The organism is Actinomadura sp. NTSP31, from assembly GCF_041951385.1.
Taxonomy (GTDB): Bacteria; Actinomycetota; Actinomycetes; order Streptosporangiales; family Streptosporangiaceae; genus Spirillospora; species Spirillospora napierensis.
The window spans coordinates 55,401-68,662 of record NZ_JBGNUT010000021.1 but is presented as its reverse complement, the minus strand read 5'-3'; the positions used below and the strand labels follow the sequence as shown (position 1 = coordinate 68,662).

Annotated in this window: 10 protein-coding genes and 1 tRNA gene; 2 read left to right on the top strand and 9 right to left on the bottom strand. The window is 70.7% G+C overall.

What is annotated here, in order from left to right:
* Positions 1–4 precede the first annotated feature (4 nt).
* Genes ACA514_RS30850 through ACA514_RS30825 form a run of 6 tightly spaced genes read right to left on the bottom strand, consistent with a single transcriptional unit; the run spans position 5 to position 7,373 of the window.
* Positions 5–1,444 carry a protein kinase gene (locus ACA514_RS30850; protein ID WP_375044778.1) on the bottom strand — a complete coding sequence of 480 codons (1,440 nt, stop codon included), beginning with the start codon at positions 1,442–1,444 and terminating at the stop codon, positions 5–7.
* Complete coding sequence (locus ACA514_RS30845) at positions 1,441–2,916, bottom strand: peptidoglycan D,D-transpeptidase FtsI family protein (protein WP_375044777.1); 1,476 nt, start codon at positions 2,914–2,916, stop codon at positions 1,441–1,443. The genes ACA514_RS30850 and ACA514_RS30845 overlap by 4 nt, the downstream gene beginning before the upstream one ends.
* A 16-nt stretch (positions 2,917–2,932) precedes the next feature.
* Positions 2,933–4,519, bottom strand: a complete 1,587-nt coding sequence (locus ACA514_RS30840; RefSeq protein ID WP_375044776.1) for an FtsW/RodA/SpoVE family cell cycle protein — start codon at positions 4,517–4,519, stop codon at positions 2,933–2,935.
* The gene (locus ACA514_RS30835; protein WP_375044775.1) at positions 4,520–6,100 is read right to left on the bottom strand and encodes a Stp1/IreP family PP2C-type Ser/Thr phosphatase; all 1,581 of its coding nucleotides are present in this window, start codon (positions 6,098–6,100) and stop codon (positions 4,520–4,522) included.
* Positions 6,097–6,606 (bottom strand): FHA domain-containing protein, encoded by a 510-nt coding sequence (locus ACA514_RS30830; RefSeq protein ID WP_375044774.1) that lies wholly within the window; start codon positions 6,604–6,606, stop codon positions 6,097–6,099. The genes ACA514_RS30835 and ACA514_RS30830 overlap by 4 nt, the downstream gene beginning before the upstream one ends.
* A gap of 11 nt (positions 6,607–6,617) precedes the next feature.
* Positions 6,618–7,373, bottom strand: coding sequence for a DUF3662 and FHA domain-containing protein (locus tag ACA514_RS30825; RefSeq protein ID WP_344260986.1), 756 nt, complete (start codon positions 7,371–7,373; stop codon positions 6,618–6,620).
* Positions 7,374–7,500: 127 nt separating this feature from the next.
* On the opposite strand from ACA514_RS30825, the gene ACA514_RS30820 reads away from it, so the two are divergent.
* A tRNA-Leu gene (locus tag ACA514_RS30820) sits at positions 7,501–7,583 on the top strand.
* A gap of 188 nt (positions 7,584–7,771) precedes the next feature.
* Here ACA514_RS30820 and ACA514_RS30815 read toward each other — a convergent pair.
* The gene (locus ACA514_RS30815) at positions 7,772–9,706 is read right to left on the bottom strand and encodes a hypothetical protein (protein WP_375044773.1); all 1,935 of its coding nucleotides are present in this window, start codon (positions 9,704–9,706) and stop codon (positions 7,772–7,774) included.
* Positions 9,703–10,878, bottom strand: a complete 1,176-nt coding sequence (locus ACA514_RS30810) for a hypothetical protein (protein ID WP_375044772.1) — start codon at positions 10,876–10,878, stop codon at positions 9,703–9,705. Before ACA514_RS30810 ends, ACA514_RS30815 begins: the two co-directional genes overlap by 4 nt.
* Before the next feature lie 72 nt (positions 10,879–10,950).
* On the opposite strand from ACA514_RS30810, the gene ACA514_RS30805 reads away from it, so the two are divergent.
* The gene (locus ACA514_RS30805; protein WP_375044771.1) at positions 10,951–11,502 is read left to right on the top strand and encodes a hypothetical protein; all 552 of its coding nucleotides are present in this window, start codon (positions 10,951–10,953) and stop codon (positions 11,500–11,502) included.
* A 377-nt stretch (positions 11,503–11,879) separates the two neighbouring features.
* Here the strand turns inward: ACA514_RS30805 and ACA514_RS30800 are convergent, their stop codons facing one another.
* Positions 11,880–12,839, bottom strand: coding sequence for a hypothetical protein (locus ACA514_RS30800; RefSeq protein WP_375044770.1), 960 nt, complete (start codon positions 12,837–12,839; stop codon positions 11,880–11,882).
* Between the last annotated feature and the right edge of the window lie 423 nt (positions 12,840–13,262).

The window sequence follows — 13,262 nt, the reverse complement described above, 5'->3', positions numbered from 1 at the left end:
ACGTCTACACCTTGTGGTCCGAACTTAGCTCCCCGCTCCCGGTGGGAGAGGGATCCGGGGTCGGAGTTGACGGAGTCGTGGTGCTCCCCGTCGGTGTCGGTGTGGGCTCAGGGGCGGTGGGAGTCGCCCGGGACGGTTTCGTGGTCGGCTTGTGTGTAGGGGACGCGCCGTGGCTCCGTGGCGTTGACGGACGGATCCTATGCGCCCGGTGCGGGCCGCTGACAGCCGGTGCGGGGGTCGGCGTCCGGCGCGCGGACGGTTTCGGGGCACGGGTGGCCGGGGCGTCGACGCTGTCGCCGCCGACCGGGCTCGTCGCGGGGGCCTGCGGCTCGTCCCGCCGGTCGGGGGCCGAGCCGGACGCGCCCCGCCACCACGAGCCGGCGACGATGACGCCCACCACGACCAGCACGGCGGCGACCGAGGTGAGCGCCAGTGCCGTGCGCCGTTGCCCGGTCACTGTCCCGTTGGTGAGGTTATCCGCCGCACTGGCTGCGTCAAATCCCGACATATCGGGTGATCGTCGTGCCGTGCCCTGGGGGACGGGCGCCGTCCGCAGCGGCGCCGCCAGCGGGTCGACGACCGTCGGGCGCTCCGCCGCGTTCCGGCCGTCCCGCGCCCGGCGGCCCGTGCTCAGCGCCCGGCGGATCGCCAGCGCCCGGTCCGCGACGGCGCTCGCCCCGGCCGGCCGGTCCGCCGGGTCCTTCGCCAGCAGCTGCCCGACCAGCGCCCGCGCCGCCGCCGGCACCCGCGCCGGCAGCTCCGGCGGCGCGTCCCGGACGTGCTTGAGCGCCACCTCCACCGGTGTCTGCCCGTCGAACGGCGGCTCGCCCGCCAGGCACTCGAAGGCCACGACGCCCAGCGAGTACAGGTCCGCCGCCGTGGTGATCTCGCCCGCCGACGCCTGCTCCGGCGAGATGTAGTGCGCCGTCCCCATGACCATCCCGGTCTGGGTCTGCGACGCCGCCGCCAGCCGCCGCGCGATGCCGAAGTCGGTGATCTTCAGGGTGCCGTCCGGCGACACCATCAGGTTCGCCGGCTTCACGTCCCGGTGCACGATCCCCGCCTCGTGCGCCACCGCCAGCGCCCGGCCCGCCTGGACCAGCAGGTCCAGCACGGCCTCCACCGGCAGCCCGCCGTCGCGCGCGAGGATCTCGTCCAGCGGCTCGCCCGGCACCAGCTCCATCACCAGGAACGTCCGGCCGTGCTGCTCGCCGAAGTCGAAGACCTGCGCGATCCCGCCGTGCGCCAGGCCCGCCGCGAACCGCGCCTCCGACTCGAACCGGCCGCGCGCCGACACGTCCGCGCCGAGCTCCAGCCGCAGCAGCTTCACCGCCACCGGACGGCCGAGCGACTCGTCCCGGGCCCGCCAGACCTCGCCCATCCCGCCGGTCGCCAGCCGCTCCAGCAGCCGGTACCGGTCGTTGAGGACGAGGCCCGCGCTCACTTCTTCAGCACCTGGCGCATGATCGCCGCCGCGATCGGGCCCGCGCCGGTCGCGCCGAAGCCGGAGCCCTCGGTCATCACCGCGAACCCGTACCGCGGGTTGTCGGCCGGGGCGAACCCGACGAACCAGCGCGCGTTCGGGTTGCCGGGACCCTGCTCGGCGGTACCGGTCTTGCCGGCGATGTTGTCGCCCTTCAGGTTCGTCGCGGTGCCCGCCTGCACCACCGCGCGCATCATGTCCTGGAACTGCGACGCCTGGCTCCCCGACAGCGGCTGGCTGTACTGCTTCGGCGAAGCGCTGTAGAGCTCGCTCTGGTCCTTGGCCCGCACCTTGTCCACGACGTAGGGGTTCATCAGCTTGCCGCCGTTGACGATCGCCGACGCGACCATCGCCATCTGCAGCGGCGTCGCCCGCACGTTCTCCTGCCCGATGCCGGACCGCGCCGTCGCGTCCCGGCCGGTGTGCTGCTTCTTGCCGTCGGCGTCGGTGAAGTTCACCGGCACGTCGCTCTCCGCCGCGGGCATCTGCGGCTCGATCTTCACGGACTTGTTGAACCCGTAGGCGGTCGCGCCCGAGTTCAGCCGCTCGATGCCCAGTTGCAGCGCCAGCCGCGCGAACGAGGTGTTGCAGGACTGGGCGAAGGCGTCCTTCATCGCCGCCTGCCCCCCGCAGGCGCCGGTGTCGCTGTCGTTCGGCAGGTTCGTCCCCGACTCCGGCAGCGACAGCGGCGAGGTGTCCAGCGTCGACTGGTCGTCCATCCCGAGCTGCCGCATCGCGGCCGTCCCCGTCACCGTCTTGAACGTCGACCCCGGCGGGAACGTCTGGCTCAGCGCGTTGTCGTTCAGCGGCCGCACCACGCCGCTGCCCTTGTCCAGCTGCTCCAGCCGCTTGGCGCCCTTGTCACCGGTCTGCGGCGCCACCTCGTTCGGGTCGAAGGACGGCCATGACGCCGCCACCCGGATCGCGCCCGTCTTCGCGTCGATCACCACGGCGCCGCCGCGCCGGCCCGGCGCCGTGTTCGCCTTCAGCTGCTCGTACGCCTTGCGCTGCGCCTGCGGGTCGACCGTCAGCTCGAGGTTCGCGCCCTCGGGCTTCTTGCCGATGAACGTGTCGAACCAGTGCTGGTTGGCGATCCGCTTGTCCTTACCGCCGAGCAGCGAGTTGTAGGCCCGCTCGACCTGGGTGGCGTTCCCGTTGAAGTAGCCGGTGAGCGGCGCGAACACCGGGCCGTCCTTGTAGGTCCGGCCGTACTTCGGATTGTCCTTCCCCGTCGGGGTGGACACCACCAGCACCTCGCCGCCCGCCGAGATCTGCCCGCGCGGCGAGTTGAACACCGCCTGGTACTGCCGCGCGTTGTGCGGGTCGGTGCGCAGGCTCTCCGCCTCGCTGCCCTGGACGTAGTTCACCTGCGCCATCAGCCCGAAGAACAGCAACAGCGCGAAGACGGCCACCCACCGGATCGGCTTGTCCATGTTCATACGGGAGAGATCACCTCGTGCTCACGATCTGGGTCATGCCCTCGTCCTGGATGGCCTGAGGGGCGGGCTTGCGCGCGTCGTGGCTCATCCGCACCAGGATCGCGATCAGGATCCAGTTCGCCATCAGCGACGAACCGCCCTGTGACAGGAACGGCGTGGTCAGGCCGGTCAGCGGGATCAGCTTGGTGACCCCACCGACGATCACGAAGACCTGCAGGCCCAGCACGAACGAGACGCCGCCCGCGAACAGCTTCAGGTACGGGTCCCGCGCGGCCACCGCCGTCTTCATGCCGCGCTGCACGATTAACGCGTAGACCAGCAGCAGCGCCATCAGCCCGGTCAGCCCGAGCTCCTCGCCCATCGAGTCGAAGATGAAGTCGCTGAACGACAGCGGTGTCCGCCACGGCTCGCCCTGCCCGAGGCCCTTGCCGAGCACCCCGCCCTCGCCGAGCGAGAACAGCCCCATCATCAGCTGCCGGCTGTCGGAGTACTCGCCGCCGAGCTTCGCGCAGGCCGCGTAGCCCGGGTAGCCGCTGCCCTGCGCCTTGAACTGCTTGTAGATCGTGGTGTCGGGGTTCACCGGGACGACCTTGCCGCTGTCCAGCAGGCAGCCGCCGTCGAAGTAGGGCTTCGGGTTCTGCCAGATGTCGATGCGCTGGTTGACGTGGGCCATGAACGGCAGCTGCGTCGCCACGAAGACGCCGACCGCCAGCAGCCCGACGCCGATCGCCACCCACGACACCCGCTGCGTCGCGATGTACAGCATCGACACGAACAGGCCGAAGAACAGCAGCGCCGTACCGAGGTCCTTCTGCATGAACAGCACGCCCAGGCAGAAGAACCAGATCACGACGATCGGGCCCAGGTCGCGGGCGCGCGGCAGGCTGAACGGGCCGATCTTCTTGCCGATCAGCGACATCGCCTGCCGCTTGTTCACCAGGTAGCCGGCGAAGAAGACCACCAGCAGCAGCTTCGCGAACTCGCCCGGCTGCACCGACAGCGGCCCGACGTGGATCCACACCCGCGCGCCGTTGATCTGCGCGCCGATGCCCGGCACGATCGGCAGCAGCAGCAGGATGATCGCGGTGAGGCCGATCAGGTAGGTGTAGCGCTGCGCGGTCTTCGGCGTGAACGACAGCGGCGCGTCCGGCTTCGTGGTCTCCCGCATGATCATGACCGCGCCGACGAACAGCACGATCCCGACGAACGTCCAGATCAGCTGCTGGGTCGCGTTCGCGTCGTCCGGGATCAGCTTCTTGCCGGCCAGCTGCGCCACCTTGTGGCCCTCGCTGGTGTCGAGGTCGAGCCGGTAGATCATCGCCAGCCCGAGCCCGTTCAGCGCCACCGCCAGCGGCAGCAGCAGCGGGTCGGCGTACGGCAGGAACTTCGCCTGCACGAAGTAGGCGGCGAGCGCCAGCACCAGCAGCGCGCCGCCGTAGGTGAACAGCCCGGCGGGCAGGTACCCGTCCCGGGCCAGGCCGACCTCCGCGAACGCCGACAGCGTCAGCACCATCGCGAACAGCAGCAGCGCGAACGACGCCGCGTTCCGCCGCTGGTAGGGCAGGACGGCCCTGATCTGCTCCCCGAGCGAGTTCATCTACGGCTTCCCCCCGTCGGACGGGCAGTCCTTGATCGAGGGGTTGCTCGCCTTGCACGCGTCCCGGCGGTCGCCCAGCTCCTTGAGCTTCGCCTCCGCCGCCTGCTGGCCGACGAACGCCAGACCTCCCCTCGTCACCGCGTTCGCGTCCGACGTCGGCAGCTCGTTCAGCGGGATGTCGCTGTTGGTGACCTTCTGGGGCGTGCAGCTGCGCTGGCCCTGCCCCTTGACGATGACGACCTTCCCCGACTCCTGGGTGAGGACGTACTTGCACATCCGGCTCTTCAGCTCGTCCAGCGCGGACGGCCCGTTCACCGAGTAGGTGCCCTTCACCTGGTCCTGCACGTTCTTCGGGAGGTCCGCGAGCAGGATCGGCGGGTTCGGCTGCCGGTCGGCCTTGCGGGACAGGCTGATCAGCGGGACCTTCTGCGTCGTCCCGCGGTACAGCACGACCCTGCCGTTCTCCGCGCCGATGTAGTAGCCGTTCCGGACGTTCTGGATCAGCACGAAGCCGCCCGCCACCACGGCGACCACGACGACGCCCGCCACCACGATCAGCCACGTCCACCGGCGCGCGCCGCCGCGCCCCCGCGGCGCCGCCATCGGCTCCTGCATGCCCTGCGGCAGCGCGCCGGGCGGCCCCGCCATCGGCTCGTTCATCGGCATCGGCGCCGGCGGCGGCATCTCGTCCACCGCGACCGGCGGCTGCGGCATCGTGTCCCGCAGCTGCGCGGCCCGCCCCGCCGGGGTGTCCGCCACGGTGACGTTCGGGCCCGTCCCGCCGCCCGGCGGCTCCGGCGGCGCGGCGTTCGCCGCCGCGCCCACCGCGTGGCCCGGCCCGCCCGTCGGCGGATGCCGCTCCAGGTCCACCACGTCCGCGACCACGCAGGTGATGTTGTCCGGGCCGCCGCCCCGGTTCGCCAGGTCGATCAGCTGCCGGACGGCCTGCTCCGGCTCCGCCACGTCCGTCAGCACCTGGAAGATCGTCTCGGCCGTCACCACGCCGGACAGGCCGTCCGAGCACAGCAGGTAGCGGTCGCCGACCTTCGCCTCCCGCAGCGACAGGTCCGGGTCGACCTCGCCGCGGCCGTCGAGCGCGCGCAGCAGCAGCGACCGCTGCGGGTGCGTCGCCGCCTCGTCCGGGCTGATCCGGCCCTCGTCCACCAGCGACTGCACCAGCGTGTGGTCGTGCGTGATCTGGAACAGGCTGCCGTCCCGCAGCAGGTACGCCCGGGAGTCGCCGATGTGCACCAGCGCGACCTGGTTGCCCGCCCACAGCATCGCCGTCAGCGTCGTCCCCATGCCCTGCAGGGCGGGGTCGGACTCCACGATGCGGTGCAGGTTGTCGTTGGCCGTCTTCACCGTGTGCTCGAGCGCGGCCAGCAGCTCGTTCGCCGGCAGGTCCTTGTCCAGCCCGCGCAGCGCGTCGATGGCGGCGGCACTGGCGATCTCGCCGCCGACGTGCCCGCCCATCCCGTCGGCCACCGCGAGCAGGTGCGCCCCCGCGTACGCCGAGTCCTCGTTGCCCTCGCGCAGCATGCCGACGTCGGAGCGCGCGGCGTAGCGGATTCCCAGAGTCATTTGCGCAGCTCGATCACGGTCTTGCCGATACGGATCGGTACGCCGGGCGGTACCGGCATCGGCCGGCTGACCTTCGTGCGTCCGAGATATGTGCCATTGGTCGAGCCGAGATCTTCCACGATCCACTGACCGTCCTGCGCATAAAGTCGGGCATGCCGGGTCGAAGCGTAGTCGTCGGTCACCACGAGCGTGGCGTCATTGGCCCGTCCGATGGTGATGGGCACCCCCGTGAGATCGATGACGGTGCCCGCCCGCTCGCCCTGGACGACGACGAGCTTGCCGGGGGCACCGCCAGGGGCGGCGGCGGCGCGGCGCGGCGGCGCGGGCGGCGCCGCCTGCGGCCGGCCGGCCTTCTGCGGGCGGGGCTGGGCCGCCCGCGCGGCGGCCTTCGTCGCCGCCTTCGAACCGAACAGGTCGGCCCTGATCACACCGACGGCCGCGATGACGAAGAGCCAGAGCACCGCGAGGAACGCCAGCTTGATCAGCGTGAGGGTGAATGGGGACATCGGAGTCGGGGTTACTCCCTATCGCGGCGGAACACAAGGGTAGTGCGGCCCATCGTCACCCGGGAGCCGTCCACCAGCGTGACCCGCCGGATCGGCTGCCCGTTCACGAACGAGCCGTTGGTCGACCCTAGATCCACGAGCACGATTTCGGGACCTTCTACGCGGATCTCGGCATGGTGCCGGGACACGCCCGGATCCACGAGCCGCAGGTCGCAGTCGGTGCCGCGGCCCAGGAGGGTGACCGGAGTGTTGATGTCGTAGGTGCGCTGCGTGGTGTCGGAGCCCTCCACCGCGGTCGTGACCAGGAGCCGCGGGTTGCCGCCGAACGCCCCCCCGCGTCCCCCCTGCGGCACGTCGCTCACCGGCTGGCGGATCTCTCCGCCCTCCACGGTGGACCCCCGGATCACACCGGACCGGATGCGGAACATGCCCGTGGCGAGATCCCCCGCGTTCTCGAACCGGACGCGCACCGGGCCGACGAAGGAGTACCCCTGCTCCTTCGCGTACTCCCGCGCCAGATTCGCCAGCTCCTGGCTCAGGCTGTCGGCGTACACCTGCAGGCGCTGCCCGTCCTGCTGGGAGATCTCGACGACGAAGTCGTTCGGGACCAGCGTGCGGCCCTGCGCCACGATCGCGGCTCGATCGTCCATCTCGCGCTGCACAGCACTGGCCACCTCGACCGGCTGCAGCTCCGACTTGAAGGCACGGGCGAAGGCCCCTTCGACCATGCCCTCGAGCCGTCGCTCGAAGCGCTGAATGACGCCCACGGGCACCTCCTCTCACCACTGGTAGACGATCGTATCGGTGCGAAGGTTCGCGAGAAGTATCCGAGTACCTAACCACTGCTCCGACCGTGCTAGCCTTTTCAAGCGCCCGGAGACGGGCCGACGCCCCGGGCGAGTGGCGGAACGGCAGACGCGCACGGTTCAGGTCCGTGTGTCCGAAAGGATGTGAGGGTTCAAATCCCTCCTCGCCCACTCGGGGTACCGACGAAAGTCCTAGCCCCACAGTGACGAATCAGGCCCCGGAGCGGCAAGCTCCGGGGCCTTCGTCTTTGCGGGGTCTCGTTCTGGGGGGCGGGCGCGTTTTGGGCGCGTCGGGGCCGGGCGGCTGTGGTGGCCGCCCGGCCCTGGTTTTGGCGCGTGTGGGTGTGTTGTGCTCGTGGTCAGGCGGCGGGTGGCTCGTCGATGTGGCCTGTGGGTGTCCAGGTGCCCAGGGCCTTGGTCTTACGTCGCCGGGCGCGGCGGCGTGGCGTTCCGTCGAGGCCGGGCAGGGTGTCGAGCCAGGAGGAGATCTTTCGTTGGTTGGCGTGGGCGAGTTGGAAGGCCAGCAGGAAGGTCTGGGCGGCGATGCCGCGGATGCGCCGTCCTGAGGCTCGTTCGATGGCTTCGTAGGTGTCCTGCTTCGCGTAGCCGTTGATGCCCTCGACCGAGTTCCTCAGGCGTCCGTAGATCCGCTGCCACTCGGCGCTGCCGTAAGGGTGGGGCTGCCAGTGCTTGGCGCCGTGTTCGGGTGCGATGGTGATCGAGGTCTGTCGGCAGATCGGCGGGTCCTGGACGGGGCGGTGCTTGATCGAGATCAAGGGAAGTGCCGGGTCGGCTCCCAGACTGGTGGGTTTGCGGGGGCACTGAACCTTGCCGGCTGAGGCCGGGCAGAGGAAACGCTGATGCCCCTCGCCATCGGGCTTGCCCTTGCGGGGCAGGGCGTAGGGCTGGCGGGCGTCGATGCGGGCGCGCCAGGTCTGCTTGTCGATCTTGCGGGGATCGTCGTCCTTGCGGTTTATCAGGTCGTTGGTGGCATCGACGAGGAGGTCGGGCATGTCCGGGCAGTACCAGGTGCCTTCGTTCAAGTGGGCGCCGAAGGCCTGTGCCTGGGTGCCGAGCTGCTTCCTTGTGTAGCTGTAGACGGGCCGGTATCCCATCGCGCGTAGCGGGAGTTGCCAGTCCTGTTCCTTGGCGCCGTTGTAGGCGGCGTCGGCCCCGACGTATCCGGCGGGGTGGCCGCGGCGGACGATGTCGGACAGTACGGCGATGCCGTTCTGTCCGGGCATGTGGCCGGGCTTGCTCAGCCGCAGGCCCATGATCAGCGCGGGGATTTCGGCCGGGTCGCCGATCCGGCCGGGTACCGGGTCGTGGTGGGGGTTGCGCGCCACCGCGATCGCGGCGTCGTAGCCGAAGAGGAACTTGCCGCTCCTGCCGCCTCGAAGCCGGTCTTGGTCTGTGGCCGGGCTGGACCCGGCCGGGTTGGGGTCGTGTGGGTCGGCGTGGTCTCCGCTGCGGGTGTACCAGCCTGCGTCGGGGTCGGTGGAGGTGAGCGGGTTGCGGGTGCTGGTCCCGCGTGCCGGTGTGCCGATCACGGTGGCGTCCACGCCGAGCGAACCGTCCCAGTGCTCCTGCAGGAGGTGCTGCACACTGGCGTGGGAGGCGTGCAGGATCTGGCCCGCGACCCGGTCGAGCAGCTCGCGGCGCCGCCGCAGCTCGTCGGGGTCGGCGGCGGCGATGATCTGCCGGGCGTCCTCTTTGAGGATCTGCTTGTTCTTGGGCAGCGGTGAGGGGTCCATGACCGACATGAGCCGGTGGAACAGCCGCCGGGTCACCGCGTAGGCGGCTTCGAAGCCGATGGCGTTGTCGGGTTTGTCGTCAAGGCCGAAGCGGCGCCGCCACTCGGCATCGATGCCCCAGTACAGGATGTCGGTGACGTGGTTGAGTTGGACGGCGCCGTTGCGCATGCGCGATGCCAGCGCGCACCCGACCAGGAACCCCTCCACGGTGCAGGTCCGCCGCCGCCCGGTGCTGCAGGTGATGAGCCGCTGCAACTCCTCGGCGATGCCGCTGTTGCAGATGAACTGCGCGGCACCGCGCACCCGCACGTTGTGGAAGAAGACCCTCTCTTGGCGGATCGCGGTCCACCCGTGAGTCTGCCCGCCGATGGAGGACGAGGCTGCTGTACTGGCCCGCATTCGACCAGGCTCAGCGTCGGGCCCGGTAATGGCGTCGGGGGTGCGCTCGGGGACGGGACTGTGCGCGTTGCGCGCATGGTCAGCGGTGTAGGCGGGGTCGCCGGCCCCACGTTGGGGGCGGGAGTCGGGCTGATCGGTCACCGGACGCCTCGCAGGATGGTCGCGGCGGTGTCGGCTGGGACGGCAGGAAGATGGGGCATGATCCGGCTGAGTCCGTGCAGGGTCTGCAGCCCCGCGGCGGCGACCAAGGCCTGCAGCGGCACGCCTTCGCTGATCAGCGAGACCAGCCAACTCGCCCGCAGCCGGCCGGTCTTGAAGGCCGGTGTCGCTGGTGCCGGGTGAGCTCGGGCGACGAAGTTGGTGACCAGGTTTCCGCCCCGGTTGGCCACGCCCGGCCGGAAGAGGTAAGCATCGTCGCCGTGGTCGCGCCCGGCCTGCCCGGCGAGGTCGTCCAGGACACGCTCCCAGGGCCGCCTGCACACCACGATCCGCGCGCGCCGGCCTCGTACGGCCAGCCGCACCGCGCCCTCGTCGTCAGCGTGGTCAGCGTGGTCAGCGTGGTCAGGGCGGTCCCCGTTCGCTTGGACCTGGTCCGGGGTTCGGCGCTGGGCGGTGTCTTGAGATGTGTCTTGGCCCCGATCCCGGCCGGTGGCGGGGCCCTCGTTCCCGCCGTCGACGGCCGTGGCCGGCTCGGGCAGGCGCCGGGCGGGGCCGGAAGAACGAACGTCACCGATCCTGAGCCGGGCGATCTCGGTCGAGTCGATGCCGCAGCCCAGTCCTGCCGCCAGAAGCACTGTCAGACCCCGGCGCAGTTCCTGGGTGGGCTGCCCCGCCACCCAGGTGTACAACTGCGCTTGCTCGATGATGCTGTAGGGCGGGTTGGCTCCCGATCCGGGGAGCTGGGCGGGTCTGCCGGTGAGGCAGTCACCGCCCAGCAGGGCCTCACGCAGCCGCAGCAGCTTGGACCGGTAGTTGGCCCGGGTGGCCTGGCTGAGGTCGCAGCAGCCGACCGCGGCGAACCGCTCGATGTACTCGCGGGTGAGCCACAGCTCGGCCTGCAGGGGATAGCCCTCGGCGTCGGCGAACAACGCCAGCCGGGTCAGCACCCCCATCAGCTCTCGAGCCGGATAAACCGCCGACGGCGCGCCCCGCCGGACGGCCCGGCGGACTTCGGCAGCGACACGCCGCCAGCCCGGCGGATTCCCTGCGGGCACATATGTTTCGACACCGATCTCGAACTCGGTGTTCTGCTCTGTCACCCGGTCACGCCCCCAGTTAGTGATCAGGAGAACCGTTCTCCTCAAGATCATCACCTGCCCGCTCCGCGGGGGTGCTATGCCATTAGCCCCCAGGACTTTGGTTTCGTGCCGTGACCATGGTTCACAATGTGCACTGTGGTGGGCGACAATTCCCGGGCGATACGGCCATGCGACTTCGTGGTCGAAGGGGAATGGCCCCATGCCCGCCTGCAGGAGCACCACGCCGCGCGCGTCGCCCAGGCGGTGGCCGCAAACCTGGCGGCGGCGATGGCCGAGCAGGCGTTCAGCGCCAAGCATCTCGGGCGCGTCAGCGGGGTGAACCGGCAGACGATCGCCAACCTTCTGTCCGGCGCGGTCTGGGTCGACATGATGACCATCGCCAACCTGGAATCGGCGTTGCAGGTATGGCTGTGGCCAGGCCCCGGCGCCGGGCAGCACCGCCGCGCAGCACGGCGACCCGAGTGCCGCGACGGCTGTGGGGACGGAGCGGACGCGCTCGGCGCGGTCGAACCTCGCAGCCCCCGCGCGCGAGGGCACGCCGCCGACCTGACGTCCCCGCAACCAGGCGCCGGGGACGGTGTTGGGCTTGGTGAGGGCTTGGTGTGCGGGATGCCGCGGCGGGCTGGCAGGACGGCCGCGTCGCCGCCCGGTCCGGCCGGTGATGACCAGAATTATTGAGACCTGCATGGCGAGCGAAACCTGCATGGCTGTTACCTCCTGCATGAAGCGCATTCGGGTGGAAATGCGCACAGGAAGTCGTGGCCGGGCCCTGGCCTATCCCCAGCACAGATCGCCGAGCCGGGTAGGCTGAAGCCTCGGTCTTGATCTTCCTGCGTGGAGCTGGATGGGTTACGGACCGTCCGCCGCCGCCGAGATGCAACTCGGCGGCGGCTCTTTGCGCGCGATCCGGTGAGACGTATACCGCCACCGTTGTGGTCGCCCTGTCGGCGGGCCACGCCCCCTGCCCCGCGGTGTGGCGGCTCGTGGTGAATCCGACAGCACCGGGCCAGTTGGTGTCAGGTCGGCTGGTGTTCGGCTCATGTGTGCCCGGGGCATCAATTGCCGCGCATGATGCGGTCGCCGGTGACAGTGTCGGGGCGGTGCACGAACGGCAGGATCCGGTCCAGCGGCTGCAGGCTCGTCAGGCCCGCCCCCGACATGATCAGTGACAGGTCGACCCGGCGTTCGACAAGCCCGGCCAGCCAGGTGGCGCGCAGCCTGGTCCCCGACAGCCGCGGCGTCTTCGGAGCTGGTTGGGCACGCGCCGTCACCGCGGCGATCACCGAGCCGCGGCGGCACGGGTCGCCTACTCCCGGTGAGACGAGGAAGCAGGACTTGTCGGCGATCGTGCCGACAAGCCGCGCCAGTTCCCTCTCCCACTCGCCCAGGCTCGGTATCGACCTGCGCGGTCGGCCCGCCTCGACCAGGACCGCACCGTTGTCGAGCACCTGCACGTCCTCGCGGCGCAGGTGGGCGGCCTCGCCGCCCACCACGCCCGTGCCGAGCCCGAGCGCCGTCAACAGTGCCAGATCGTGACGCAGCAGGGCTGTCGGCTGCCCTTGGACCCATGACCACAGCGCCGAGGTCTCGGCCTGCCCATAGGGCCGCCACTGGGTCCACGCCGACAGCGGTATCCGCGTGCCCGGCGGCCCGACCAGCGCCGCGCCCAGCCGCCGCAGCCTGGTTCGGTAGGCCGACCGGGTCGACTTGGACACCCCGCGACAGCCCTGGTCGATGAACTCCTCGACGAAGTCCGCCTCCAGCCAGTCCTGCACCCGCAACCGCCTGCGGCCAGGGCGGCTGGTCCTGACCCCGTACACCGCGGCCTTGCCCAGCACCGACACCGCCTCCAGCGCGTCGGCGACCACCAGCGGTCCCGCCGCGATCACCGCGGCGCGCACCGGATCGGCGACCTGGTCCCACTCAGGCGGGGGCTTGGTGGGCGTGAAAGCACCGACCCGCGTCTCGATCGGGACCTGCCACACTGAGGCGCCCGGCAGGATCGCGACGCTCATGCCGGCAGGCCCGCGTTACGGCGACTGCCCCGTGCAGCACGGTGGATCCGTGGGTGCGGCACCGGTTCCCCGGCCGCCCCCACCTCCACCACATCGAAACCGGTGGCCCTCATCGGCAGCGTCCGGGCAGCCGGGCCGCACGACGCCGACCGCGCCGGTTCATCACCTCTACGGCAGCTCCCTATGGGGAGCAGAGCATCGGCGCGGGTGTTGCTGGTCATCATCGGTCAATCCCCACCGGCTCGGGCAAAGCACCGAACCGCTCGAGTGGAGCCGTGACGACATGCATGACGACCTACCGTCCACGCGCGTATGCGGACGGTATCGTGCACGATGGCGGCACGGCATAATTCCTGCGCACAGGGGCACATGCGGTCGCCACGCCGCCGCCGGGGCGTCCACCTCGGCGGCGGCAACCACATC